Source organism: Streptomyces sp. NPDC096136 (assembly GCF_044763325.1).
Taxonomy (GTDB): Bacteria; Actinomycetota; Actinomycetes; order Streptomycetales; family Streptomycetaceae; genus Streptomyces.
The window spans coordinates 134,562-161,031 of the sequence record NZ_JBIWFZ010000016.1 but is presented as its reverse complement, the minus strand read 5'-3'; the positions used below and the strand labels follow the sequence as shown (position 1 = coordinate 161,031).

At 74.8% G+C, this 26,470-nt stretch carries 20 protein-coding genes; 5 read left to right on the top strand and 15 right to left on the bottom strand.

Annotated elements, in window-relative coordinates; all coding sequences use genetic code 11:
* Window positions 1-6 precede the first annotated feature (6 nt).
* Window positions 7-3,492 (top strand): SCO5717 family growth-regulating ATPase, encoded by a 3,486-nt coding sequence (locus tag ACIRBY_RS28200; RefSeq protein WP_403905589.1) that lies wholly within the window; start codon window positions 7-9, stop codon window positions 3,490-3,492.
* 58 nt (window positions 3,493-3,550) lie between these two features.
* Here ACIRBY_RS28200 and ACIRBY_RS28195 read toward each other — a convergent pair whose 3' ends face one another.
* The 9 genes from ACIRBY_RS28195 to rimP form a co-directional block, all read right to left on the bottom strand.
* Window positions 3,551-4,510: a bifunctional riboflavin kinase/FAD synthetase gene (locus ACIRBY_RS28195; RefSeq protein WP_403905533.1), complete on the bottom strand. Its 960-nt coding sequence runs from the start codon at window positions 4,508-4,510 to the stop codon at window positions 3,551-3,553.
* Window positions 4,511-4,636: 126 nt separating this feature from the next.
* Entirely contained in the window at window positions 4,637-8,320 is a 3,684-nt protein-coding gene (locus ACIRBY_RS28190) for a trypsin-like peptidase domain-containing protein (RefSeq protein WP_403905530.1), read from the bottom strand.
* A gap of 321 nt (window positions 8,321-8,641) precedes the next feature.
* On the bottom strand, window positions 8,642-9,550 hold the full coding sequence (gene truB / locus ACIRBY_RS28185) for a tRNA pseudouridine(55) synthase TruB (RefSeq protein ID WP_403905528.1): 909 nt from the start codon (window positions 9,548-9,550) through the stop codon (window positions 8,642-8,644).
* Window positions 9,547-10,005 (bottom strand): 30S ribosome-binding factor RbfA, encoded by a 459-nt coding sequence (gene rbfA, locus ACIRBY_RS28180; RefSeq protein WP_403905525.1) that lies wholly within the window; start codon window positions 10,003-10,005, stop codon window positions 9,547-9,549. Before rbfA ends, truB begins: the two co-directional genes overlap by 4 nt.
* A 33-nt stretch (window positions 10,006-10,038) precedes the next feature.
* The gene (locus ACIRBY_RS28175) at window positions 10,039-10,332 is read right to left on the bottom strand and encodes a DUF503 domain-containing protein (protein ID WP_030227569.1); all 294 of its coding nucleotides are present in this window, start codon (window positions 10,330-10,332) and stop codon (window positions 10,039-10,041) included.
* A gap of 153 nt (window positions 10,333-10,485) precedes the next feature.
* Window positions 10,486-13,554, bottom strand: a complete 3,069-nt coding sequence (infB, locus tag ACIRBY_RS28170) for a translation initiation factor IF-2 (RefSeq protein ID WP_403905521.1) — start codon at window positions 13,552-13,554, stop codon at window positions 10,486-10,488.
* Between the two features lie 147 nt (window positions 13,555-13,701).
* Window positions 13,702-13,989 (bottom strand): YlxR family protein, encoded by a 288-nt coding sequence (locus tag ACIRBY_RS28165; RefSeq protein WP_403905519.1) that lies wholly within the window; start codon window positions 13,987-13,989, stop codon window positions 13,702-13,704.
* A 192-nt stretch (window positions 13,990-14,181) separates the two neighbouring features.
* Entirely contained in the window at window positions 14,182-15,186 is a 1,005-nt protein-coding gene (gene nusA, locus ACIRBY_RS28160; protein WP_403905516.1) for a transcription termination factor NusA, read from the bottom strand.
* A 2-nt stretch (window positions 15,187-15,188) separates the two neighbouring features.
* Entirely contained in the window at window positions 15,189-15,686 is a 498-nt protein-coding gene (rimP, locus tag ACIRBY_RS28155; protein WP_403905514.1) for a ribosome maturation factor RimP, read from the bottom strand.
* Window positions 15,687-15,888: 202 nt separating this feature from the next.
* Between rimP and ACIRBY_RS28150 the strand changes: the two genes are divergently transcribed.
* From ACIRBY_RS28150 to ACIRBY_RS28135, 4 genes are read left to right on the top strand one after another with little or no spacing between them, the layout of a single operon-like run.
* The gene (locus tag ACIRBY_RS28150) at window positions 15,889-16,407 is read left to right on the top strand and encodes a hypothetical protein (RefSeq protein WP_403905512.1); all 519 of its coding nucleotides are present in this window, start codon (window positions 15,889-15,891) and stop codon (window positions 16,405-16,407) included.
* A gap of 20 nt (window positions 16,408-16,427) precedes the next feature.
* On the top strand, window positions 16,428-16,892 hold the full coding sequence (locus ACIRBY_RS28145) for a ferritin-like domain-containing protein (protein WP_403905587.1): 465 nt from the start codon (window positions 16,428-16,430) through the stop codon (window positions 16,890-16,892).
* A gap of 16 nt (window positions 16,893-16,908) precedes the next feature.
* Window positions 16,909-17,811: an aminoglycoside phosphotransferase family protein gene (locus tag ACIRBY_RS28140; protein ID WP_403905510.1), complete on the top strand. Its 903-nt coding sequence runs from the start codon at window positions 16,909-16,911 to the stop codon at window positions 17,809-17,811.
* A 42-nt stretch (window positions 17,812-17,853) separates the two neighbouring features.
* Window positions 17,854-19,068, top strand: a complete 1,215-nt coding sequence (locus ACIRBY_RS28135; protein WP_403905508.1) for a slipin family protein — start codon at window positions 17,854-17,856, stop codon at window positions 19,066-19,068.
* 42 nt (window positions 19,069-19,110) lie between these two features.
* Here the strand turns inward: ACIRBY_RS28135 and ACIRBY_RS28130 are convergent, their stop codons facing one another.
* From ACIRBY_RS28130 to dxr, 6 genes are all read right to left on the bottom strand, one after another.
* Window positions 19,111-20,808, bottom strand: a complete 1,698-nt coding sequence (locus tag ACIRBY_RS28130; protein ID WP_403905505.1) for a proline--tRNA ligase — start codon at window positions 20,806-20,808, stop codon at window positions 19,111-19,113.
* A gap of 61 nt (window positions 20,809-20,869) precedes the next feature.
* Window positions 20,870-21,442, bottom strand: a complete 573-nt coding sequence (locus tag ACIRBY_RS28125; protein WP_403905502.1) for a GNAT family N-acetyltransferase — start codon at window positions 21,440-21,442, stop codon at window positions 20,870-20,872.
* A 132-nt stretch (window positions 21,443-21,574) separates the two neighbouring features.
* Window positions 21,575-22,420, bottom strand: coding sequence for a GNAT family N-acetyltransferase (locus tag ACIRBY_RS28120; protein ID WP_403905500.1), 846 nt, complete (start codon window positions 22,418-22,420; stop codon window positions 21,575-21,577).
* Between the two features lie 155 nt (window positions 22,421-22,575).
* The gene (gene ispG, locus ACIRBY_RS28115; RefSeq protein WP_403905498.1) at window positions 22,576-23,733 is read right to left on the bottom strand and encodes a flavodoxin-dependent (E)-4-hydroxy-3-methylbut-2-enyl-diphosphate synthase; all 1,158 of its coding nucleotides are present in this window, start codon (window positions 23,731-23,733) and stop codon (window positions 22,576-22,578) included.
* Window positions 23,734-23,908: 175 nt separating this feature from the next.
* A complete protein-coding gene (locus ACIRBY_RS28110; RefSeq protein WP_403905495.1) occupies window positions 23,909-25,210 on the bottom strand; it encodes a M50 family metallopeptidase in 1,302 nt (433 codons plus the stop codon).
* Window positions 25,207-26,469: a 1-deoxy-D-xylulose-5-phosphate reductoisomerase gene (dxr, locus tag ACIRBY_RS28105; protein WP_403905494.1), complete on the bottom strand. Its 1,263-nt coding sequence runs from the start codon at window positions 26,467-26,469 to the stop codon at window positions 25,207-25,209. Before dxr ends, ACIRBY_RS28110 begins: the two co-directional genes overlap by 4 nt.
* Window position 26,470: the final 1 nt, after the last annotated feature.

Here is a 26,470-nt window from a genome sequence, read left to right as displayed (position 1 = left end):
CACGATGTGACGGGCGAGTTCACCATCGACTACACCCCGCCGGCCTGGTACACGCAGAGCCCGCCGCCCGCACCCGCCGCGGGAGTGCCGGGGCTGCCCGAGGGCAGCGGTTTCGAACCCCACCACCCGGCGGAGGTGGTCGCGCCGCCGACGCCGCAGATCGCTCCGCCGGCCCCGCACGCCGATGCCGGTGCGTCGGCCGGGTCGCGCCCGGGGGCCGAGCCGGACGGCGCCGCCGCGCCGACGGCGTCCCCGGCGCCCGCGCAGCCCGACGCCGCCGCGCCGTTCGCCGTGCCCACGGTGCCGCCGCTGTCTGTGTCGGCCGATGACCTGTTCCCGGCTGCCGCGCCCGCCGGGCCGTTCACGCTCCCCCAGCCGCCCGGGGCTTCCGCGCCGCAGTCGGGTGGGGCCGGGGGCCCGTTCCCGGGGGCGACGCCCGCCGGTGCGCCCGTACCGGCCGCTCCCGCCTTCCCTGCCGCCGAGCCGCCCGCGGTACCCGCGCAGGCAGGCGCACAGGCCCCGTCCGGCGACGGCACACCGGGGATCCCCGCCGACGCCGCCCCGGCCTTCCCCACCTCCCCGCCGGCCGTACCCGCACAGGTCCCGGCCGGAGACGGCGTGACGGAGTTCCCCGCGCCGCCCGCGGCCCCCGCCTTCCCCACCGCCGCCCAGCCGCCCGCGGCCCCGGCGGCGCCCGTACCGGCAGGCACCCAGGCCCCGCTCGGCGACGGCGCACCGGCAATCCCCGCCGCGCCCGCCGACGCCGCTGCTCCGGCCTTCCCCGTCTCCCCGCCACCCTCGGCCCCGGCAGTACCCGCACCGGCAAGCGCCGAGGCCCCGTCCGGCTCCGGCGGAACGGAGTTCCCCGCCACGCCCGCCGACGCCGTCCCCGCTGCCCAGCCGTCGGCGGCGCCGGTCCAGGAGGACGCGGTCTCGCTTGCCGACGCTCCGGTACCGGCAGCACAAGGCCTTCCCCCCGAGCCGGCGGCTCCCGTCCGGGAAGACCTGCCCGCGCTTCCGGAGCCCTTCGCGACGCCGGCCGACGCACCCGGTGCCGCGGCGGCCTACCCGGCCCCGGCCTACGCCCCCGCACCGCCCGCGCAGACCGACGCTCCCGGTGCTCCGGCGGCTGTTCCGGCACCGGCCGACTCCCCCGTGCCGTTCACGGCACCCGTCGGCGTGCCCGCGCAGGCCGACGCTCCCGGCGCCCCGGCGGGCTTCGGTACCCCGGCGCCCTTCGGCGCGCCGGCCGACGCCTCGGCCGCGACCCCGCCGTCGGGCTACGCCGCTGCGCCCGTCCAGGGCGGCGGGACGGCCTTCCCCGCGCCGCCCGGCGCCCCGGGGATGCCCGCGGCGTTCGGGGCACCGGTCGACGCTCCGGGTCAGGGAGCGGGCCCGGGCGGGGCGTCCGTGCAGCCCTCGCCCGCCGGCGGAGCAGGAGGCTTCGCCACCCCGGCCGAAGGCGCGCCGGCCGAAGCCCAGGCCCACGGCGGACCGGTCCCGGGAGCCGTCCAGGCCCCTGCCGCGCCCGCGCCGGTGGCGGACGCGGCGGCCCGGGCCGAGCAGACGGCCACGCCGTCGGAGGGCGTCGCGGTTCCGCCCGCGCCCTCCGCCCCGGGGCCGTACGCCCCCGCGGATACTCCGTTCGGGGGATCCGGTGGTGAACTGCCGCCGCTTCCGCCGGCGTTCGCCGCGGGCCCGCCCCAGGGCTACGGCTTCCCGCCCTCTGCCGCGGAGCAGCCCGCCGCTCCGCAGCAGCCCCAGGCGCCCGGAACCCCGCAGGGCTACGGCTTCCCGCCCGCCGCCGCGGACCAGCCCCCGGCACCCCAGGCACCGCACGGCTACGGCTTCCCGCCCACGGGTACGGAGCAGCCTCCGGCACCCGCCGCACCGCAGCCCGAGGCACCCGGAACCCCGCAGGGCTACGGCTTCCCCCCGCCCGCCGCCGCGCAGCCGCAGCCGCAGCCGCAGCCGCAGCCGCAGGCTCCCCAGGGGTACGGGTTCCCGCCCACGGGTACGGAGCAGCCCCCGGCACCCGCCGCACCGCAGCCCACGGCCGCGCAGCAGCCCGAGGCACCCGGAACCCCGCAGGGCTACGGCTTCCCGCCCGCCGCCGAGCAGCCCCCGGCCCCGCAGGGCTACGGCTTCCCGCCGGCCGGCACGGAGCAGCCCCCGGCACCCGCGGCACCGCAGCCCGCCGCTGCGCAGCAGCCCCAGGCGCCCGGAACCCCGCAGGGCTACGGCTTCCCGCCCGCCGCCGAGCAGCCGCAGGCACAGGCCCCCCAGGCCCACGAGGTTGCGCAGCAGGGGCAGGCCCAGCCGTGGGGCGCCGGGGCTTCGCAGGGGCCGTACCAGCAGCCGCCCGGGCAGGGGGCCGGTGCGCCGCTCGGGTACACCGCCGCCGTCGAGCTGTCCTCCGACCGCCTGATCCGCGCCAAGCAGAAGCCCAAGCCCACCCGCTCCGGCTTCCGCTTCGGCGGCAAGGCGGCCGAGGCCGACCGCCGGCGCAAGTTGGAGCTCATCCGGACGCCGGTGCTGTCCTGCTACCGCATCGCCGTGATCAGCCTCAAGGGCGGCGTCGGCAAGACCACGACGACCACCGCCCTCGGCGCCACCCTCGCCACCGAGCGCCAGGACAAGATCCTCGCGATCGACGCGAACCCCGACGCCGGCACCCTCGGCCGCCGCGTGCGCCGCGAGACCGGTGCGACGATCCGGGACCTGGTCCAGGCGATCCCGTACCTGCACTCGTACATGGACATCCGGCGGTTCACCTCGCAGGCCCCCTCCGGCCTGGAGATCATCGCCAACGACGTGGACCCCGCGGTCTCGACGACCTTCAACGACGAGGACTACCGCCGCGTCATCGAGACGCTCGGCCGCCAGTACCCGATCATCCTCACCGACTCGGGCACCGGGCTCCTCTACTCCGCCATGCGCGGGGTCCTGGACCTGGCGGACCAGCTGATCATCATCTCCACCCCGTCCGTGGACGGCGCGAGCAGTGCGAGCACCACGCTCGACTGGCTCTCCGCCCACGGTTACGCGGATCTCGTCTCGCGCTCCATCACCGTCATCTCGGGGGTCCGCGAGACCGCCAAGATGATCAAGGTCGAGGACATCGTGCAGCACTTCGAGACCCGCTGCCGGGGCGTCGTCGTGGTGCCGTTCGACGAGCACCTCGCGGCCGGGGCCGAGGTGGACCTCGACCTGATGCGGCCCAAGACCCGGGAGGCCTACTTCAACCTCTCCGCCCTGGTCGCGGAGGACTTCGTCCGGGCGCAGCAGCAGGCCGCGCAGGGTCAGTGGGGCGGCCCCCAGCAGCACGCCCAGCCCCAGCAGGCTCCGCAGCCCCAGCAGCCCCAAGGGCCCTACCAGCAGCCGTACGCGCAGCAGCCCCACGCGCAGCCCGGCCCGGCCTGGCAGCAGCCCCCGGCTCCCGCCCCGGCCCCGCAGCCCGGCCAGCCCCCGCGCGATCCGCGCCTCGGCTGAGAACGCCGCAGGGCCCGTACCGTCCCGGGACGGTACGGGCCCTGCGGCCTGTCGGGGTCTAGCGGCGCGCGGCGTCGAAGGCGTCGGTCAGCGCCCGGGCCCGCTTCACGTCGTCGGCGATGGCCTCCAGCAGCCCGTCGAGCGACTCGAACTTCGCCATGCCGCGCACGTACGCGAGGAACTCGACCGACACCTGCTTGCCGTACAGGTCCAGCCCGACGCGGTCGATGGCGTACGCCTCCACGGTCCGCTCGGTGGCGTCGAACTGCACGTTCGTCCCGACCGAGATGGCCGCCGGCATCCGCTCGCCGTCCGCCGTCAGCCATCCCGCGTACACCCCGTCGGCCGGGATCGCGGTGTGCGGCGCCGTCTCGACGTTGGCCGTCGGGTAGCCGAGCTCGCGGCCGCGCTGCGCACCGCGCACCACGACGCCCTCGATCCGGTGCGGGCGGCCCAGGATCTCGGCGGCGCCCTCCATGTCCCCCTCGGCGACCAGCGTCCGCGCCAGGGTGGAGGAGAACGGCACGCCGCCGCCCGCCTCGCCGCGCTCGACCAGGTCCACGACCTCGACCTCGTAGTCGTACGTGGAGCCCAGCTCGCGCAGGAAGTCGACGTTGCCGGCGGCCCGGTGGCCGAAGCGGAAGTTCGGGCCCTCGATGACCGCGCGCGCGTGCAGCTTGTCGACCAGCACCTTCACGATGAAGTCGGCCGGGGACAGCTGCGAGAACTCCGCGGTGAAGGGCAGGATCAGCAGCGCGTCGACGCCGAGGCCGGCCATCAGTTCGGCGCGGCGGTCGTACGGGGCCAGGATCGGCGGGTGGCTGCCCGGGCGCACGACCTCGCTCGGGTGGGGGCTGAAGGTGACGACGACCGAGGGCACGCCCAGCGCGCGGGCCTTCGCCACGGCCCGCCCGATGATCAGCTGGTGTCCCCGGTGGACCCCGTCGTAGGAGCCGATGGTGACGACGCTGCGTCCCCAGTCCTGGGGGATGTCCTCCAAGCCACGCCAGCGCTGCACTGTGACCGCTCCTCGCCCGAACCCGTGTAGTCCCTGTACCGAATTGCCGATTGCAGGTCTAAGACTGCCATGCCGGTGCCCCGGTCCCCGCATCGGTGTCCGGGAGCGCCACCGCCCCGCCCCGGCTCAGGTGACGTCCGGGGCGGACCGGCTGAGGGTCTCCAGCGTCCGGCGGGCACCCGGCCCGAGCAGCGCCGACGCCTCCGCCCCGGCCTCGGCGAGCCAGCGGGCCACGAGCGCCCCGAAGACCGGGTCGGCCCGCACCAGCTCCACCGTGCGCTGCTCGAACACCGCGGGCCCGCCCGGGGTCCGCAGCAGCTGGCGGCCCGTGCGCCGGAGCAGCTCGCGGGTACGGTCCTCGGGGCGCGCGCAGGTCGCGGCGGCGAGGGCCGTCAGGAAGGCGCCCAGCACCTCGGGGTCGGCCTCCTCGCGCAGCAGTGCCTCGGCCAGGTCGGCCCGCAGCGCGGACGCGGGCTCCCCGCCGGGGGCGGCCAGTACGCCGGCCAGGGCGGCCCGCACCCCCCGCGGGGCGGTCCGCAGCAGGCCCAGGACCAGGGGGCGGAGCACGGGTGCGGCGGCCGGGCCCTGCTCCAGGCGCCGGTCGACGAACGCGGCGGCGTGCGGGGCGTCCTCGGGGTGCCGCGCGAGGTGCTCCCGTACGAGCTCGCCGGCGCGGCGGGCCAGCGCCGGGGTGGTCAGCACGGCGAGGGCGCGCAGCACCTCCCCGTCCGCGCGGGCCCGCAGGGCGTCGAACACGGCGTCGGGATCGGGCAGTACGGGCAGGGCCGCGACCAGCGCGGAGGCGGGCAGCCGGGCGCCGCGCTCGGGGTCGCGGAAACAGGCGAGGGCGTCGGGCAGGTGGCGGGCGCGCACCTGCGGGTCGCGCAGCAGCATCCCGAGGGCGCTGCCGTGCAGGGGTACGTCGCCGGGGCGGGCGAGGAGCGCCTCGGCGGCGTGGCGCAGCAGCTCCCGGTCGACGGGGGTGCGGACGTGGGGGGCGGTGGCGAGCCCGTACGCGGCGGCGGCCACGCGTCGGCCTGGCCGGTCGTCGCGGGCCCAGCGGGCGACGGCGCGGGACAGGGCGGAGGGTTCCTCCTCGGCGAGGGCGGCGAGCAGTTCGTCGGCGCGCGGGTGCGCGGCGTCGACGAGGGCCTCGGCGAGGTCGTCGGGGGCCAGGCCCCGTTGGGTGTGGAGGAGGGCCTGGGCGGCGGTGGCGACGGTCGCTCCGGGGCGGCCGCGCAGCCGGCGTTCGTCGGTGAACCAGGCGCAGAGCAGGGGCAGGACGAGCCGCGGGGCGCGGGCGAGGCGGCGGCCGGCGGCTTCGAGGTAGCGGTGGTCGGAGGGCAGCAGGCGGCGCAGCAGGTCGAGCCGGTCGGGCTCGGCCAGCCGGAGCCGGTTCCAGAACCAGCCGCCGAACTCCTCCGGGCCGGCCCGGGCCACGTGCTCGGCGAGGGCGTGCAGGACGGGCAGGTGCGGGGTGGCGTCCGGGGCGCGCAGCAGGGTTCCGCGCAGCAGCCGGGCGGCCCACCAGACGCGGTCGGGGTGGACCTCCCCCGGCGGGGCCTCGGCGAAGGCGTGGAGGGCGCCGACCAGCCGGGCCAGGGTCTCCCCCCGCTCGGCGTCGGGGAGCCGGCCCAGGGCTTCGAGCACGGGGCCGATGCGGTGCCGGGGCACGGGCGGGCCGGGTGCGGAGGGGCCGGTGTGGACCAGGGAGTCGAGGGCGCCGGGGATGTCCAAGTGGCAGGCCTGGAGCCAGTCGGAGAACTCCTCGTGGGCGAAGCGGTAGCCGGGGCCGGCGGGGACGAGCAGGCCCTCGGTGAGGACGGCGGAGGCCCAGCCGGTGCGCCAGGGGAACAGCTCCTCGAAGGCGGCCCGGTCGAGCTGCCCCTGCCCCGGCCCCAGGCACCGCCGGGCGGCCTCGTGCACCCGCCCGGCCACCCGGGCGGCCAGCCGCCGCACCCCGGGCCCGTACGCCGCGGCGCCCGGGCGTCCGGCGCCCGGTCCGGCACCCCCCGCCCCACCCGCGCCGGCCGGAGTACCGGACGGCCGGCCCTCGCCCGGCCAGGCACCGGACACCCCACCCGGACCGGACCAGGCGCCGGACGCCCCACCCGGGCCGGGTCGGTCACCGCCGTCCCCCGCCCACGGCGTCGCCCCCGCCGCTGCGGACGCGACGCCGGACGGGCTCCCGCCCGGCCCGCCCTCCGGCGCCCGGGCGGCCGGGGCGGGCTCGGGGGTCCGGCGGCAGGGCGTCCGGCCCCCGGTGGCCGGGCCGGGGAAGCCGGCTGCGGCGCCCCGGCCGCGGCCGGCGGTCGGGTGGGGGGACGTGGCGATGCGCAGGGCCGTGCGGAGGGACAGGTGGTCCAGGTGGGCGGCGAAGACCTCGTCGCGGCCCGGGCGGCCCTCCGTGACCCCGGCGGCGCGGAGGCCCGCGAGCAGGGTCAAGGTGAGGGGGTGGCGCGCGTCGGGCTCCCGTACCGCGTCCGCCGGGATGCCCAGGCGGGCCCGGGCCGTCTCCGCCTCCGCGGGGCCGAGGTCCCCGACGGGCAGGGCGGGCGGCAGCCGCCGGGCGGGGCGGCCGGGGGTGTGCAGCAGCTCCGGCGGGTAGAGGGCGCCGGCCCGCTCCCAGTACTCGGGCCGGGCGGCGACGACCAGCCGGGCGCCGGTGCCGCACAGCCACGCGGCGGTGGACACGGTCCACGCCGCGAGGCGGTGCGCCAGGGCGGGCGGCATCTCCTCGGGGGTGTCCAGCACCACGAGCAGCGCCCGTCCGGCGGCACCCGCCAGCCGGGCCACCCGCTCCGCCGTCCCCTCCGCGGTCCCCCGCTCCGTCCCGGCGGCTGCCGCCCGGGCCGTGTCCGCGGGCCGGCCCGCGGTGACGATGCGGACCGCCTCCGCCAGCGCCCGCGCCACGGCGTCGGCCAACGAGGCGTCGTCGGCCCGCAGGTCCGCCCCGCGCAGCCAGAGCGTCGGCGCGGGGCGGGGGCCGCGCGCGCGGTCGGCGGCCAGCGCGGCGAGAGCGGTGGTGCGGCCGGTGCCGGGATCGCCGACGAGGCCGAGGACGAGGTCCTGACCGGCGGTGAAGGCGGCCAGCCCGGCGGCGATCGCGGGCCGCGCCACGGGGTCGGCGGCGCCGGCGGCCGGAGGGAGGGCCGGGCCCAGGGTGGTCGCGGTCAGCTCCAGCGCGCCCGCCAGGTTCAGCTCGGCCCCGTATCCGGGGACGGTGGCGCCGTTGCGCTCCAGCAGGGCCGCGAGGGGGCCGCCCGGTACGGTGGCGGCGGCCGCGCGCAGGGGGACGGCGAAGCTTCCGGAGCGCCGCCGCGCCGTGAGGGCGGTGCCCACGACCGCGAGCACCGCTCCGGTCGCCTCGTCGAGGACCGGCCCCCCGCAGGCCTCGCCGCCCAGCCGCAGCGCGTCCCGGCCGTCCGTGCCGATCGCCAGCTCGACGGTGGCGGGCAGCAGCAGCCGGCGGCCGGCGGCGGTGTAGGCGACCTCCGCGCCCGCCCCGAGGACCCGCGCCTGGCGCCAGCCCCGCGCGGGGACGCGTACGTACGTTCCCGGAGCAATGGTCCCGCGCGCGGCCACCGGCAGCGGCCGCATCCCGAGCCCGTCGCTCGGCACCAGTGCCAGCCCGAGCTCCGGCAGGGCGGTCACCTCGGCGGCCTCGGCCCGCCAGGTCCGCTCCCCCGGCGCGTGCAGCACGACCCGCTCCAGGCCTTCCACGGCCTCGTGGCTGGTCACCACCGTCCCGCGGTCGTCGGCCACGAAGCCGCTGCCGCGGGTCCGTCCGGCCGGATCGCGGATCGTCACGAGTCCCGCGGGTTCGGCGGCTCCCCAGGAAACCGCGCCGGCGCACCCCGCACCACCTGTGACCTCGTCCGACAACGCCGCACCACTCCCCCGCCACGGGACCCGTGGTCATGACGGTAGGCAAGTGAAGATCGGGACGGAAAGCACGCGGGCCGAAAGCGCCCCCTCGCGCTCCCTCCGTTCACTCCGAGCGCCCGCTCGGTCGGGTGAACCAGGGGCTCCGGGTGGACAGGGACCTACCCGAGGGGGTTGTGGAGCGGTGGGCGCCGGTCATGGCGCGCCCACCGCTCCACGTCGGGACGAGGAGCCCCGGACGGGGGATCAGACGAAGACCGCGAGGGACTTCGCCTTGCCGCCCTTGCTCTCGACGAGTCCGAGCAGCTGGCCCTGGGGGCCGTAGACGGCCACGGTCCGGCCGTCCTGGTACTCGTCCGGCATCTCGATCCGCACGCCGTTGGCGAGCAGCGAGGCCCTCCGGGCGTCCAGGTCCCAGCGCGCGAACGCGGCCGCGGCCGCCTCGCCGATCGGCATGACGGTCAGCTCCTCCTGGAGCTGGTCCAGCGTGCGCGCCTTGTCGAGCTTGTACGGGCCCACCCGCGTGCGCCGCAGCGCCGTGAGGTGGCCGCCGACGCCCAGGTCGGCGCCCAGGTCGCGGGCGAGGGCGCGGATGTACGTGCCGCTGGAGCAGACGACGGAGACGACCAGGTCGACGACCTTGGTGCCGTCCTCGGCCTCCGCCTCCCGCATGTCGTACACCTGGAACGACGAGATCGTCACCGGGCGGGCCGGGATCTCGAAGTCCTCGCCGTCGCGGGCGCGCTTGTAGGAGCGGACGCCCTTGATCTTGATGGCGCTGACCTTGGACGGGACCTGCATGATGTCGCCGGTCAGTTTGGCGATGCCCGCGTCCACGGCCTCCCGGGTGACCCCGGAGGCGTCGGTGGACTCCGTGATCTCGCCCTCGGCGTCGTCCGTCAGGGTGTACTGCCCGAGGCGGATCGTCCCGAGGTACTCCTTCTCGGTCAGCGCGAGGTGGCCGAGGAGCTTGGTGGCCTTCTCGACGCCGAGGACGAGCACGCCCGTCGCCATGGGGTCGAGGGTGCCGGCGTGGCCGACGCGGCGGGTCTTGGCGATCCCGCGCATCTTGGCGACCACGTCGTGCGAAGTGAAGCCGGACGGCTTGTCGACGATGACAAGGCCGTCCGGAGTCTTCCCTGCGTTGGTGCTCATTCCGCGGCTGCGTCCTCGGAGTCGTCGGAGTCCTCATCGGGCTTCTTGTACGGGTCGGCCTCGCCGGCGTACTGGGCGCCGGAGGAGACCTCGCGCACCTGGGCGTCGGAGGCGCGCGCCTTGTCGAGGAGGTCCTCGATGGTCTTGGCGTTCTCCGGGAGGGCGTCCGCGACGAAGGTCAGGGTGGGCGTGAACTTGGTTCCCGCCGCCCGGCCGACCGCGGAGCGCAGTACGCCCTTGGCGCTCTCCAGGCCCGCTGCCGCGCTGGCCCGGTCCTCGTCGTCGCCGTAGACCGTGTAGAAGACCGTGGCCTCCCGCAGGTCGCCGGTGACCCGGGTGTCCGTGATGGTCACGTGCGTACCGAGGCGGGGGTCCTTGACTCCACGCTGCAGCTTCTGCGCCACCACCTCCCGGATCAGGTCCGCCAGCTTCTTCGCCCGCGCATTGTCGGCCACTGGTCCGTCTCCTTCTTCCTTGCAGACAAGCAATCAGTCTTCATCACCGTGGAACCGCCGCCTCACCGACAGCAGCTCCACTTCCGGACGCGCCGCGACCAGCCGCTCACAGCGGTCGAGCACGTCCGACACGAACCCCGCGTCCCCGCTCACCAGGGCGACCCCTATACGGGCCCTGCGGTGCAGGTCCTGGTCGCCCACCTCGGCCGCGCTCACGGAGAACTTGCGCTGGAGCTCGGCGACGATGGGCCGGACGACGGAGCGTTTCTCCTTCAACGAATGGACGTCGCCGAGGAGCAGATCGAAGGACAGAGTCCCCACGTACATGCAGTTCCGGATATCCCGCCGGTGCGGGTTCGGTGGCCTGCCGGCCGTCGCTCGGCAGGGTCACCAGAACCGTACACGCAACGGCCGGGGCCGATCGACGGATATTCCGCCGACCGGCCCCGGTGTTACGACACGGTACGAACCGCCTCGCGCTTACGCGCGGGGCTTCTCGCGCATCTCGTACGTCGCGATGACGTCGTCGATCTTGATGTCGTTGAAGGAGCCGAGGTTGATACCGCCCTCGAAGCCTTCGCGGATCTCGGTGACGTCGTCCTTGAAGCGGCGCAGACCGGAGATGGTGAGGTTCTCGGCGATGACCTTGCCATCGCGCAGGAGCCGCGCCTTGGTGTTGCGCTTGACCTCGCCCGAGCGGACCAGGACACCGGCGATGTTGCCCAGCTTGGACGAGCGGAAGATCTCGCGGATCTCCGCCGTGCCGAGCTCGACCTCTTCGTACTCCGGCTTGAGCAGACCCTTGAGGGCCGCCTCGATCTCCTCGATGGCCTGGTAGATCACCGAGTAGTACCGGACGTCGACGCCCTCGCGGTCCGCCATCTGCGCGGCACGGCCGACAGCGCGGACGTTGTAACCGATGACGATGGCGTCGGAGCCCATCGCCAGCGAGATGTCGGACTCGGTGACCGCACCCACACCGCGGTGCAGGACGCGGATGTCGACCTCTTCGCCGACGTCGAGCTGGAGCAGCGAGGACTCCAGGGCCTCGACCGCACCGGACGAGTCGCCCTTGATGATGAGGTTGAGTTCCTGGACCAGACCGGCCTTGAGCACGGAGTCGAGGTCCTCGAGGGACACGCGACGGACGCGCTTGGCGAAGTTGGCGTTGCGCTCGCGCGCAGCACGCTTCTCGGCGATCTGACGGGCGGTGCGGTCCTCGTCGACGACGAGGAAGTTGTCGCCGGCGCCGGGGACGTTGGTGAGACCCAGGACCAGGACGGGGGTCGACGGACCCGCTTCCTCGATGTTGTTGCCCTTGTCGTCGAGCATGGCGCGCACACGGCCGTAGGCGTCGCCCACGACCATCGTGTCGCCGACGCGGAGGGTACCGCGCTGGACGAGGACGGTGGCGACGGCACCGCGGCCGCGGTCGAGGTGGGACTCGATCGCAATACCCTGGGCGTCCTGCTCGGGGTTGGCGCGCAGGTCGAGCGAGGCGTCGGCGGTGAGGACGACGGCCTCCAGCAGGGAGTCGATGTGCAGACCCTGCTTGGCGGAGATGTCGACGAACATCGTGTCGCCGCCGTACTCCTCGGCCACCAGACCGAACTCGGTGAGCTGACCGCGCACCTTGACCGGGTCGGCACCCTCGACGTCGATCTTGTTGACCGCGACGACGATCGGGACGCCGGCGGCCTTGGCGTGGTTCAGCGCCTCGATCGTCTGCGGCATGACGCCGTCGTTGGCCGCGACCACGAGGATCGCGATGTCGGTCGACTTCGCACCGCGGGCACGCATGGCGGTGAACGCCTCGTGACCCGGGGTGTCGATGAAGGTGATCTTGCGGTCTTCACCGTTGACCTCGGTGCCCACCTGGTAGGCGCCGATGCCCTGGGTGATGCCGCCGGCCTCGCCCGCGACGACGTTCGTCTTGCGGATGGCGTCGAGGAGGCGGGTCTTACCGTGGTCGACGTGACCCATGACGGTGACGACCGGCGGACGCGGCATGAGGAATTCCTCGCCGCCCTCGTCCTCGCCGAACTCGATGTCGAAGCCCTCGAGCAGCTCGCGGTCCTCCTCCTCCGGGCTGACGATCTGAACGGTGTAGTTCATCTCGTCGGCGAGGAGCTGGAGGGTCTCGTCGGAGACGGACTGCGTGGCAGTGACCATCTCGCCGAGGTTCATCATGACCGCGACCAGCGACGCCGGGTTGGCGTTGATCTTCTCCGCGAAGTCGGTGAGGGACGCACCGCGCGACAGGCGAACGGTCTCGCCGTTGCCGCGGGGCAGCATCACGCCGCCCACGGACGGGGCCTGCATGGCCTCGTACTCCTGGCGCCTCTGACGCTTCGACTTGCGACCGCGACGGGCGGGCCCGCCGGGACGGCCGAACGCACCCTGCGTGCCACCACGGGCACCGGGGCCGCCGGGACGGCCGCCGAAGCCGGGACGACCGCCGCCACCGGCGCCGGCCGGGCCGCCGCCGAAGCCGCCGCCACCCGGACGCGGGCCGCCGAAGCCGCCACCGGCCGGACGCGAGCCCGGACCGGCCGGACGGCCGGCGAAGCCGCCGCCGGGACGACCCGGACCGCCGGGACGGCCTGCGCCGCCCGGACCGGGACGGGGACCGCCGCCGGGACGGGGGCCGGGACCGCCGGCAGCGGGACGCTGCGGCATCATGCCGGGGTTCGGACGGTTGCCGCCCGGGGCCGGACGCGGAGCGCCGCCCTGCGGACGGGGCATGCCGCCCGGGGTCGGACGGGCGCCGCCGGGACCCTGCGGACGCGGGGCGCCGCCGGGGCCGGCCTGCGGACGCGGGGCACCCTGGCCGCCGGCGCCGGGGGCACCGGGACGCGGGGCGCCGGCCGGACGGGGCGCCTGCGGGCGCGCCATGCCGGTGGAGCCGCCGGACGTGAACGGGTTGTTGCCCGGACGGGGACCGGCCGGACGGGCGCCCTGCGGACGCGGGGCCGGAGCACCGGGGCGCGGGGCCTGGGCACCGGGGGTGGCACCGGCCGGACGCGGGGCGCCGGGACGGGCACCGCCCTGGGCCGGGCCGGCCGGACGCTGCTGCGTCGGACGGGGGCCGGGGGTGGCACCGGCCGGACGCGCGGGGGCGGCCGGGGGTGCGGAGAACTCGGTCGCCACGGGAGCCGCCGGAGCGGGCTTCGGGGCGGCCGGAGCCTTCGGGCCGGGACGCGGGCCGGGAGCGGCCGGAGTCACCGGGGCGGGGGCCGCCGGGGCCTCGGCAGCGGCCGGCTTGGGGGCCGGTGCGCCGGGCTTCGGGGCAGGACGTGCCGCGGTCGCCGGGGAGGGCGCCGCGGGCTTGGCGGGCGCGGCCTTGCGGGGCGCGCCGGGCTTCGCAGCGGACTTGCCGGCGTTGCCGCCGGGCCCCTGCAGTGCGTCAGTCAACTTGCGTACAACCGGCGCCTCGATCGTCGAGGACGCCGAACGGACGAATTCACCGAGTTCTTGGAGCTTGGCCATGACGACCTTGCTCTCAACCCCGAACTCCTTGGCGAGTTCGTATACCCGGACCTTAGCCACTTCGCTCCTTTTAGGTCCGGGTTACGCCGGACCGTCGCTACTTCATGGGCGTACTCATCGCGTACTCATCGAGTGCTCATCGCAATCTCGACCTACTTCCAACTCGCGAGGTACCTGACCGCACGGGGATCCGTGCCGTACTTCTTCTTACGGTGTCGCCACGGCCCGGTCTGCCAGGGCCGTGCGCAGTCCCTCCGTGTCGAGCGGTCCAGCGGACCGGAGGGCCCGGGGGAACGCCCGGCGGCGGACCGCCTGGTCGAGGCAGACCACGGCAGGGTGCACGTACGCACCCCGGCCGGGCAGCGTACCGCGAGGATCCGGGACGCATTCGTCCCCGATCGCCACGATGCGCAGCAGATCGTTCTTGGCCGCTCGCTCCCGGCACCCCACACAGGTGCGTTCGGGGCATGCGCGGGCTTGCGTCCGGCCAGACACGCCTAAGTCTACCTCCCCGTACCGACCTCACCCCTTCAGGTGAAAAATCGAACGGATGTCGTTGTGATCCACGAGGGGCCCTCCAGGCGGAGGACTCCCTGTCTACCGGCCGGAAACCACCGACCGGTAGTGATTTATTCCCGCCGGGGCCGCCGTTTCCAGTCGGCCCCGGTCGGTTCCGGTCGTTCCCGGTCAGCCCCGGTCGGCGTCCGCGTCGGGCGCCTGCTCGGTGTCCGGGCGGATGTCGATGCGCCAGCCGGTGAGCCGCGCGGCGAGGCGGGCGTTCTGGCCCTCCTTGCCGATGGCCAGCGAGAGCTGGTAGTCGGGGACGGTCACCCGAGCGGAGCGCGAGTCCCAGTCGACGACCTCGACCTTGCTCACCCGGGCGGGTGACAGGGCGTTCGCGACCATCTCCGCCGGGTCGTCCGACCAGTCGACGATGTCGATCTTCTCGCCGTGCAGCTCGGCCATCACGTTGCGCACGCGGCTGCCCATCGGGCCGATGCAGGCGCCCTTCGGGTTCAGGCCCGAACGGGTGGACCGGACCGCGATCTTGGTGCGGTGGCCGGCCTCGCGGGCGATCGCGGAGATCTCGACGCTGCCGTCGGCGATCTCCGGGACCTCCAGGGCGAAGAGCTTCTTCACCAGGTTCGGGTGGGTGCGCGACAGGGTCACGGACGGACCGCGGACGCCCTTCGCCACGCGCACGACGTACGCCTTCAGGCGGAGCCCGTGCGGGTACTCCTCACCGGGGACCTGCTCCTGCACCGGCAGGATGGCCTCCAGCTTGCCGATGTCGACCAGGACGTTCTTCGGGTCCTTGCCCTGCTGGACGACGCCGGTGATGACGTCGCCCTCGCGGCCGGCGAACTCGCCGAAGGTCAGGTCGTCCTCGGCGTCGCGCAGACGCTGGAGGATCACCTGCTTGGCGGTCGTCGCCGCGATCCGCCCGAAGTCCGACGGGGTGTCGTCGAACTCCTTGGGCTCCTGGCCCTCTTCGAGGTCCCTCGGGTCCTCCGTCGCCCACACGACCACATGACCGTTGGTGCGGTCGAGCACGACGCGGGCGCGCCGGAAGCTGCCCTCGGTGCGGTGGTACGCGATGAGGAGGGCCGACTCGATCGCCTCGACGAGCAGGTCGAAGGAGATCTCCTTCTCCCGGACCAGACCCCGCAGGGCACTCATGTCGATGTCCACGGCTACGCCTCCTCTTCCTTCTTGTCCTTGCGGTTGAACTCGATCTCGACACGCGCCTTGGCGATGTCGGTGAACGCGATGCGGCGGGCGGTCGCCTTGCGGCCCTTCACGCCCGGGACCTCCAGGTCCATGCCCTCGTCGTCGACGCCGAGGATGCGGGCGACCAGTTCCCCGCCCTCGACGAGCTGGAACTTCACGAGACGGCCGGTCGCCCGGACGTAGTGACGGTGCTCGCCGAGGGGGCGGTCCGCGCCCGGGGAGCTGACTTCGAGGACGTACTCGTCCTCGCCCATGACGTCGGACGCGTCGAGCGCGTCGGAGACCTCACGGCTCAGCTCGGCGCACGCGTCCAGCTCCACGCCTTCGTCGGAATCCACGACGATCCTCAGCATCCGGCGCCTGCCCGCCTTGGAAAGCTCGATCTCCTCGAGGTCCAGGCCCTTGGCGGCGACGAGCGGCTCCAGCAGTCCGCGCAGCCTGTCGCTCTGGGTGGTGCTCATCCGGGTGACTCCTCGGCCGCGTGTGCTGTTGTGGTTTTCCGTCGCGTGTCAGGTGAAAGGGTATCCGGTCGCGGAGGGTGTTGCCGTCCGCGCCGCCGGGCGGACCCCCGGGTACGGTGATCACACCTTGTCCCGTCATCACCCCGAGGACGTCACCGTGCCCTGGACCTTGCCTTCGAGGCCCTCGCCCTCACGCAGGAGCGTGCTCGCCGGAGCCGCCGCCGCAGCGGCGGGGGCCGCACTGGCCACCGGGTGTTCCGGCGGGGGCGCCCCGTCCGGCGCGGACAGCGCGAATTCACTCGAACGGCGGATGCGCGAGGGCGCCGTACGTGACACCAGGCGACTGCTGGAACGTTACGACGCCACCGCGGCCGTCCATCCGGACCTGGCCGGGCGGCTCGCTCCGCTGCGGGAGGCGGTCGCCGCGCACACCGGGGCCCTGGCGCCCCCGTCCCCGAAGACCGCGCCGACGCCCACCCGGACGCCCTCCCCGTCCGCCCCTCCCGCGACCGGCGCGCCGGCGGCCGGGAAGGCGGAGGTCCCGGCGAAGCCCGCAGAGGCCCTGAGCGCGCTCGCGGACGCCGAGCGGAGCCTGTCCGAGGCCCGGACCATCGCCCTGGCCGGCGCCCCCGGGGAGCTGGCCCGGCTGCTGGCCTCGGTGGCGGCCTGCGGGGCCGTCCACGCCTACCTGCTGACCGCGAACCCGGGAGCCGCCTCGTGACCACCGGAGCGAAGCCCGCCCTGAAGCCCGCCGTGAAGCCCTCCCCCGGGGGGCGCGCCCTGGAGGCGGCCCAGGCGGCGCTGGCCGCCGAGCACGCGGCGGCGTACGGGTACGGGGTCATCGGCGCCCGGATCGACCCCGCCCGGGCAACCGAGGCGCGCGAGGCGTACGGCCACCACCTCTCCCGCCGCGACCGGCTGACCCGTACCGTCCGGGAGCTGGGCGGCGCGCCCCGGCCCTCGGAGGCGGCGTACGCCCTGCCGTTCGAGGTGCGCTCCCCGGACGACGCCGAGCGGCTGGCCGCCGACATCGAGGACCGGGTGGCGGGCGCCTACTCGGACCTCGTCCGGGCGGCGGACGGCCAGTTGCGCCGCGACGCGGCCGACGCGCTGAGCGCGGCGGCCGTGCGCGCGGCGCGGTGGCGCGGCAGCGGCGTAGCCTTCCCTGGGCTCACCGAACGCTCTCAGGGGGCCCGCACCAGCTGAAAGGGACCACGCACGCATGGCTTTCGAACCGCCCCAGCGGCTCGTACGGGCGCTCGGCGAGCTGCCGCGGACCGCTCAGGACACGGAGTGGCTGGAGCGGCTGCCCGAGCTCGCCAAGGAGGCGCTGGAGCGGCGGGAGGTCTCGGCCCAGCGGGCGCTGGCGCCGGGCGGCCGCAGCAGCCTGGTGATCCTGGTCCGCTACGCCGACGGCACCCCGGCCGCCCTGAAGCTGGCGCCGCCGGGGGCCCGGCCGGGGCTGGAGCTGGCCGCGCTCGCCCACTGGGGCGGTTTCGGGGCGGTCCGGGTCCTGGACTCGCGCCACCACGAGGAGGACGGGGCGCTGCTGCTGGAGCGCCTGCACGCGGAGGTCTCGCTGCGCTCGCTGCCGGAGGCCAAGGCGCTGCTGGAGGCGTGCGGCACGCTGCGGCGGCTGTGGGTGCGCCCGCCGGCCGGGCACCCCTTCGAGACGGTGGCCGAGCGCACGGCCGCGCAGGCCGGGGCCCTGCGGTCGGCGCCCGCGGAGGCGCGGGCGCTCGCCGGGGCGGCCCTGGCGGTGCGGGAGGAGCTGACGGCCGGGCCGCCCGAGGAACTGCTGCTGCACGGGAACTTCCGGCAGGGCAAGGTGCTGGCGGGCGAGCGCGCGCCGTGGCTGACGGTGGGCCCGGAGCCGCTGGTCGGCGAGCGGGCGTACGACCTGGCCCGGCTGGTACGGGACCGGCTGGAGGACCAGGTGGCCTCGTCGACGGGGGCGGCCGGGGCGCGGCGGCGGGTGAACAAGCTCGCCGACTCGCTGGAGGTGGACCGGGAGCGGCTGCGGGGCTGGACGCTGTTCCGGGCGGTGGAGTCGGGGGTGCGCGCGCTGGCCGCCGGCCGGCGAAGGGACGCGGAGCTGCTGCTGGAGTTCGCCGCCTGGTTGTAGGGCATACCTTGATAAAGGGGGTATGTCCGGCAGGGGGCCGTCATGGTCGAGGAACTGCTGACAGCGGGGATCGCCGCCGCCGCTGGCGTCGCGGTCTACATGGCCGCTGCCGCGCGGGTCGTGAAGCAGTACGAGCGGGGGATCGTCTTCCGCTTCGGCCGGCTGCGGCAGGGCGTGCGCCCGCCGGGGCTCACCATGATCCTCCCGGTGGCGGACCGGCTGCACAAGGTGAACCTGCAGATCGTGACGCTGCCGGTGCCGGCGCAGGAGGGCATCACCCGGGACAACGTCACGGTGCGGGTGGACGCCGTCGTGTACTTCAAGGTGGTCGACCCGGCCAGCGCGCTCATCGCGGTGGAGGACTACCGCTTCGCGGTCTCGCAGATGGCCCAGACCTCGCTGCGGTCGATCATCGGCAAGAGCGACCTGGACGACCTGCTGTCGAACCGCGAGAAGCTGAACCAGGGGCTGGAGCTGATGATCGACAGCCCGGCCATGGGGTGGGGCGTGCAGATCGACCGGGTGGAGATCAAGGACGTGTCGCTGCCGGAGACGATGAAGCGGTCGATGGCGCGGCAGGCGGAGGCGGACCGGGAGCGGCGGGCGCGGGTGATCAACGCGGACGCGGAGCTCCAGGCCTCGCACAAGCTGGCCGATGCGGCGGCCGTCATGTCGGACCAGCCGGCGGCGCTCCAGCTCCGGCTCCTCCAGACGGTGATCGCCGTGGCGGCGGAGAAGAACTCCACTCTGGTCCTCCCCTTCCCGGTGGAGCTCCTCCGCTTCCTGGAGCGGGCGGCCCCGACCCCGCCGCAGGAGGCCCACCAGGGCCCCGCGCGGCCCGCCCCGGCGGCTCCGGCCCCGCAGGACGCCGGCGCCCCCGCCGCTCCGCCGCCGCAGGACGCGCCGGGCCTCACCGGCCCGTCCCCGCAGGACGCCCCCGGCCTCACCGCTCCGTCCCCGCAGGAGGACGCCCCCGGCCTCACCGGTCCGCCGGCCGCGGCTGTCCCCGGCCTCGCCGCTCTACCGGCCGATGACGTCCTCGGCGTCGCCGCTCCGCCGGTCCAAGACGCCCCCGGCCCCGCCGGTCCGTCCCCGGAGTCCCAGGAGTCCCAGGAGTCCCCGGAGGACGTCCTCGGGATCTCCGCTGCGGCCTTCGAAGACCTCCCGGGCCCCCCCGGTCAGCCGCCGCTGGAGGCTCCGGCGGCGGACGGCCCGCCCGGGCCCGGGCCCGCCGCCGGGGAGCCCCCGGCGGCGTAGGGGCCGTCGCGGGGTCCCCGCGACGGCCGGCCCCGGGGCCCTCTACGACAGCCGGGCCAGCGCCTCGTCCAGCGGGAGCTCCTCGCGGGTGCCCGTGCGGCGGTCCTGGAGCTCGACCACCCCGTCCCCCGCCCGGCGCCCCGCCACCAGGATCCACGGCACGCCGATCAGCTCCGCGTCGGTGAGCTTGACGCCCGGCGAGACCCCGGCGCGGTCGTCCAGCAGGACCCGCTTGCCGGCCCCGGCCAGCGCCTGCGCCGCCTGTTCGGCCAGCGCCAGCGGGACGGCCTTGCCCGCCGCCACCACGTGGACGTCCGCCGGGGCCACCTCCGCCGGCCAGCACAGCCCGCGCTCGTCGGCCGTCTGCTCGGCGAGCGCGGCCACCGCCCGGGAGACGCCGATGCCGTAGGAGCCCATGGTGACCCGCACCGGCTTGCCCTGCGGGCCCAGCACGTCCAGGCCGAAGGCGTCCGCGTACTTCCGCCCCAGCTGGAAGATGTGCCCGATCTCGATCGCCCGGTCCAGCCGCAGCCCCGCGCCGCAGGAGGGGCAGGGGTCGCCCGGCTGGACGACGACCACGTCCAGGTACCGGTCGACCTCGAAGTCGCGCCCGCAGACGACGCTGCGGGCGTGCGTGTCGACCTTGTTGGCACCCGTGACCCACGCCGTGCCCGGCGCCACCCGCGGGTCGGCCAGGTAGGGGACCTTGTCCAGCCCCTGCGGGCCCACGTAGCCGCGCACCAGGTCGGGCCGGCCCGCGAAGTCCTCCGCCGTCACCAGTTCCACCACCGCCGGGGCCAGGTGCTCCCCGAGCTTGCCGAGGTCCACCTCCCGGTCCCCGGGCACGCCGACGGCCGTGATCTCGCCGTCCACCTTGACCAGGAGGTTCTTCAGCGTGGCGGACGCGGGGACGCCCAGGTGCGCGGCGAGGGTCTCGATGGTGGGCGTGTCCGGGGTGGGGATCTCCTCCATCGGCCCGTGGGGGGCGTCGGCGACGGGCGCCGGGACGAAGGTGACCGCCTCGGTGTTCGCCGCGTAGTCGCAGGAGGGGCAGTCCACGAACGTGTCCTCGCCCGCCCCGGCCGGTGCCAGGAACTCCTCCGACGCCGAGCCGCCCATCGCGCCCGACACCGCGGACACGATCCGGTGGTCGAGGCCGAGCCGCCGGAAGATGCGCACGTACGCCTCGCGGTGGAGCCGGTAGGACTCCGCCAGCCCCTCGTCCGTCACGTCGAAGGAGTACGAGTCCTTCATCTGGAACTCGCGCCCGCGCAGCACGCCCGAGCGGGGCCGGGCCTCGTCGCGGTACTTGGTCTGGATCTGGTAGAGCATCACGGGCAGGTCCTTGTAGGACGTGCACTGGTCCTTCACCACCAGGGTGAAGATCTCCTCGTGGGTGGGGCCGAGCAGGTAGTCCGCGCCCTTGCGGTCCCGGAGCCGGAACAGCAGGTCCCCGTACTCCGTCCAGCGGCCGCTGACCTCGTACGGCTCCTTGGGCAGCAGCGCCGGCAGCAGCACCTCCTGCGCTCCGATGGCGTCCATCTCCTCGCGGACGACGCGGGAGACGGCGTCGAGGACCTTCTTGCCGAGCGGCAGCCAGGTCCACACGCCGGCGGAGCTGCGCCGGACGTAGCCGGCTCGGACGAGGAGCCGGTGGCTGAGGGTCTCGGCGTCGGCCGGGTCCTCGCGGAGGGTCTTGGCCATGAGGCGGGACATGCGCTGCACGTGTTGCGTCGACATGCGGCGAGGCTATCGGGGCCCGCCCCGCCCCCGACAGCGTTTTCGGGGCCGCTGGGGGGGCTCAGCCGCGCAGCAGCGGCAGCGGGGCGCCCATGACGGCGTACGGGAGGCCGGCGCTCGGGAAGTGGACCTTGCGGGCCAGGTCCCGGTAGCCGAGGGCGCCGTAGAGGCCGCGGGCCGGGCTGTCGGTGTCGATGGCGGAGAGGATCGAGCGCGGCTCGGCGGCGCTGTCGGTGATCCGGGTGATCAGGGCGCGGCCGACGCCCCGGCCCTGGAAGCCGGGGTGGACGTGCAGCTCGGTGATCACGAAGGAGTCGTCGAGCCAGTGGTCGGAGCCGGCGGCCCGCAGGTAGGGCTCGACGATCGTGGACCACCAGTGGGCCCGGTCGTTGGGCATCCCGTAGACGAACCCGGCGAGGGCCCCGTCGTCGGTGAAGGCGCCGAGTGCCCGGGCGCCGCGGCAGGTCATGTGGCGCTGGACGATGTAGCGCCGGATGCCGACCTCCTCCTCGCTGAGCCCGAAGGCCACGGCCTGCACGCGCAGGGCATCGTCCACGCGTCCGGCGAGGTCGAGGTGCCCGATGCGCAGTCCAGCGGGCCGTGCGGGGTCGTCGCCCCCGGGGGTAGGCAGCATGCGGCCGACCTTACTGCGGGGTAGGGGCGCTCCGGTACGGCTTCCCGGACGAAACCGGCCGCTCGCCGCCGTGCGTTGGCACAGCGGTCGCCCGGCGCGGGGCGCGCGTGCGCCGGGGGACGCGGCGCACGGTCAGAACAGGACGCTCATGAACGCGCCGACCTCGCGGAAGCCGACGCGCCGGTAGGCGGCGCGCGCGGCGGTGTTGAAGTCGTTGACGTAGAGGCTGACCACGGGGGCCACGTCGCGCAGCGCGAACTCGACGACGGCCGCCATGCCGGTCTCGGAGTGCCCGCGGCCGCGGAACTCGGGGGCCACCCAGACGCCCTGGATCTGGCAGGCCCGGGCGGTGGCGGCGCCGATCTCGGCCTTGAAGACGACCTTGCCGTTCTCGACGCGGGCGAAGGAGCGGCCGCTGCCGACCAGCTCGGCGACGCGTGCCTGGTAGAGCAGCCCGCCGTCCCCGGCGAGGGGGGAGATGCCGACCTCCTCGGTGAACATGGCCACGCAGGCGGGCATGATCAGGTCCATCTCGTCCTTGCGGATCCGGCGGACGAGCGGGTCGGGCGCGATGTCGGCGGACGGCTGTTCGGTGGCCATGAGGGGCTGGTGGCGGCGGACGTCGCGGGCGGGGCCCCAGCTGGGTTCGAGGAGCTGCCACAGCAGCCTGGTGGCCTCGGCGGGGCCGACGATGGAGGAGCAGCGGCGGCCGGTGCGGCGGGCCCGGTCGGCGAAGGCGCGGACGGCGTCGGGGCCGGCGCAGACGGGGACCAGGTTGGCGCCGGCGTAGCACAGCGCGCGGAGCTCGCCGCCGGAGTACCAGCCCCACATCTCGCCGCCCAGGCGCCAGGGGTCGAGTCCGGCGACCTGGACCCGGGAGGTGACGAAGGCGTTCTCGACCGGCTCGCGTCCGAGGATGGCGAGCGCGGCGTCCAGATCACTGGGGTCAAGGACCCGGGTGGTGGTCTGCGTCAACACTGGGGCCTCACCGTGCAAGTCTGCTGATCTCCGCACTGTACCCGCCGGGGCGCGGGGATGCCGCGTCCCCCAGGTCACGAAAAGGGCCCGGCCCCGGCCCCTCGACGGGGTCCGGGGCCGGGGCCCTGCTCACGGCTCGCGCCGGGCGCGGAGGGTCAGACGCCGATGGCGACGCTGGGCTCGCCGGAGGCGACGCCGTCCTTCTCCATCTGCTCGGCGATCTTCAGGGCCTCTTCGATGAGGGTTTCCACGATCTTGGACTCGGGGACGGTCTTGATGACCTCGCCCTTGACGAAGATCTGGCCCTTGCCGTTGCCGGAGGCGACGCCGAGGTCGGCCTCGCGGGCCTCGCCGGGGCCGTTGACGACGCAGCCCATGACGGCGACGCGCAGCGGCACGGTCATGCCGTCCAGGCCCGCCGTGACCTCCTCGGCCAGCTTGTAGACGTCCACCTGGGCGCGGCCGCAGGACGGGCAGGAGACGATCTCCAGGCGGCGCTGGCGGAGGTTGAGCGACTCCAGGATCTGGATGCCGACCTTGATCTCCTCGGCCGGGGGCGCGGAGAGCGAGACGCGGATGGTGTCGCCGATGCCCTGGGAGAGCAGGGCGCCGAAGGCCACGGCGGACTTGATGGTGCCCTGGAAGGCGGGGCCGGCCTCGGTGACGCCGAGGTGCAGCGGGTAGTCGCACTGGGCGGCGAGCTGGCGGTAGGCCTCGACCATGACGACCGGGTCGTTGTGCTTGACCGAGATCTTGATGTCGCGGAAGTCGTGCTCCTCGAAGAGGGAGGCCTCCCACAGCGCGGACTCGACCAGCGCCTCGGGGGTGGCCTTGCCGTACTTCTTGAGCAGCCGGGCGTCCAGGGAGCCCGCGTTGACGCCGATGCGGATCGGGGTGCCCGCGTCGCCGGCGGCCTTCGCGATCTCCTTGACCTTGTCGTCGAACTGCTTGATGTTGCCCGGGTTGACGCGGACGGCGGCGCAGCCGGCGTCGATCGCGGCGAACACGTACTTGGGCTGGAAGTGGATGTCGGCGATGACCGGGATCTGCGACTTCCTGGCGATCACGGAGAGCGCGTCGGCGTCGTCCTGCGTGGGGCAGGCCACGCGGACGATCTGGCAGCCGGAGGCGGTCAGCTCGGCGATCTGCTGGAGGGTGGCGCCGATGTCGGACGTCCGGGTGGTGGTCATCGACTGCACCGAGACGGGTGCGTCGCCTCCGACGGCCACGGAACCGACCTGGATCTTGCGGCTGACCCGGCGGTCGGCAAGCTTCGTCGGCACGGACGGCATTCCGAGAGAGATGGCAGTCATCTGCTGTGCAACCCCAAGGTGTGGATCGAGGTCCCGAGATCGGCGGGCTCCGGCCTTTGAGGTTACGCCAATGCGCGGGTGCCCCACGCATCCGAGGGGGCGGCGCCACCCGAACGTAGGGAGCCGGGCACGGTGCGTGCCCGGCTCCGGTGGCGCGGCGGTCCTGCCCGTACCGCTAGTTGATCTTGATCGGGTTGACCACGTCGGCGACGAGGACCAGCAGGGTGAAGCAGACGAAGACGCCGGCGACCACGTACGCGGCGGGCATCAGCTTCGCCACGTCGAAGGGGCCGGGGTCGGCGCGCCGGAAGACCTTCGCCACGGTGCGGCGCAGGGACTCCCACAGGGCGCCGGCGATGTGGCCGCCGTCGAGCGGGAGCAGCGGGAGCATGTTGAACAGGAACAGCGACAGGTTGAACCCGGCCAGCAGGTTGAGGAAGAAGACCAGCTGGTACTGGGCGGGGATGTCGAGGTTGAAGATCTGGCTGCTCACGCGGGCCGCGCCGACGACGCCCATGGGGCTGTCCTGCTTGCGCTCGGCCCCGTTGAAGGCGGCGTTCCACAGGTCCGGGACCTTGCCGGGGAGGTCGAGGAGGGACTGGGCGCCGGCCTCCATCATCTCGCCCATGCGGCTGACGGACTGGCCGAAGGTCTGCGGGACGTAGCCGACGGCGGGGGCGAAGCCGAGGAAGCCGGCGGTGACGTACTGGTCCTTGACGTACCGGCCGTCGGCGTCGGTCTTGGCGACCTTGTTCTCGATCAGGTTCGCGTGCAGGTCGAGGCGCCGTCCGGCCCGCTCGACCGTGATGGTCGCGGGGCCGGTCGTGGCGCGGATGTCCTTCTGGAGGACGGCCCAGTCGCTGACCGGGCGGCCGTTGAAGGCGACGATCTTGTCCTGGGCCAGCAGGCCGGCGGCCTTGGCCGGGGCGGCCGGGTCGCCGGGGGCGCACTTGTCGCGCTTCTCGCTCTGCTGGATGACGCAGTCGGAGACCGAGCTGACGACGGTGGTCTGGGTGTTCAGCCCGAAGGTCATCAGGGTGGTGAGGAAGATCGCCACGGCGAGGACCAGGTTCATGAACGGGCCCGCGAACATCACGATGACGCGCTTCCACGGCCTGCGCGTGTAGAAGAGCCGGCTCTCGTCGCCGGGCTGGAGCTCCTCGTACGCGGCCGAGCGGGCGTCCTCGATCATCGACCGGAACGGCGAGGTCGAGCGGGCGGTGACCTTGCCGTCGTCGCCGGGCGGGAACATCCCGATCATGCGGATGTAGCCGCCCATCGGGATGGCCTTGATGCCGTACTCGGTCTCGCCCTTCCTCCGCGACCAGACGGTCGGCCCGAAGCCGACCATGTACTGCGGCACCCGGATGCCGAAGAGCTTGGCCGTGGAGAGGTGGCCGAGCTCGTGCCAGGCGATGGAGACCAGCAGGCCGAACGCGAAGAGCACGACCCCGAGTACCGTCATCAAAGCCGTCATGCGCCCGCCTCCACGGCGGCCCGCGCCGCCATCTCCCGTGCCCGGGCCCTGGCCCAGGTCTCCGCTTCGAGGACGTCCTGGACGGTGAGGGAAGTTCCCGTCCGCGGCGTCCCGTGCTCATCGACCACTGCGGAGACCGTATCCATGATTGCTGTGAACGGCAGCCGCCCGGCCAGGAAGGCCTCGACGCACTCCTCGTTCGCGGCGTTGAAGACGGCGGGCGCGGTCCCGCCCAGGGTGCCCACGTGCCGGGCCAGGCCCACGGAGGGGAAGGCCTCGGTGTCCAGGGGGAAGAACTCCCAGGTGGAGGCCTTGGTCCAGTCGAACGCGGGGGCCGCGTCGGGGACCCGCTGGGGCCAGCCGAGGCCGATCGCGATGGGTCCGCGCATGTCCGGCGGTGTGGCCTGGGCGAGGGTGGAGCCGTCCGAGAACTCGACCATGGAGTGCACGTACGACTGGGGGTGGACGACGACCTCGATGCGGTCGAAGGGGATGTCGTAGAGCAGGTGCGCCTCGATGACCTCCAGCCCCTTGTTCACCAGGGTCGCCGAGTTGATCGTGATGACCGGGCCCATGGCCCAGGTGGGGTGCGCGAGGGCGTCCCGCACGGTGACGGAGGCCAGCTCCGCGCGGGTGCGGCCGCGGAAGGGGCCGCCGGAGGCGGTGACGACCAGCTTGCGGACGTCGGCGCGGGTGCCGGCGGCCAGGGCCTGGAAGAGGGCCGCGTGCTCGGAGTCCACGGGGATGATCTGGCCGGGCGCGGCGAGGGCCTTGACCAGCGGGCCGCCCACGATCAGCGACTCCTTGTTGGCCAGGGCGAGGGTCCGCCCGGCGCGCAGCGCGGCGAGGGTGGGCGCGAGGCCGATGGAGCCGGTGATGCCGTTGAGGACGGTGTGGCAGGGAGAGGCCGCGAGCTCGGTCGCCGCGTCGGGGCCGGCGAGGATCTCGGGCAGCGGCTCCGAGGGCCCGTACGCGGCGCCCAGCGCCTCCTTCAGGGCCGGTACGGCGTCCTCGCGGGCGACGGCCACGGTCCGCACCCGCAGCTTGCGGGCCTGCTCCGCCAGGAGGGCGGTGCGGCCGCCCGCGGCGGACAGCGCGGTGACCCGGAAGCGGTCCGGGTTGCGCAGGGCCAGGTCGATGGCCTGGGTGCCGATGGACCCGGTGGACCCGAGGATGACGATGTCCCGGCGGCCGGCCGCGGCGTCGAAGAGGAGGTGCGGGTCGGCGAGGGGGGCTGGACTGTCGCTCATGCCCCCCATT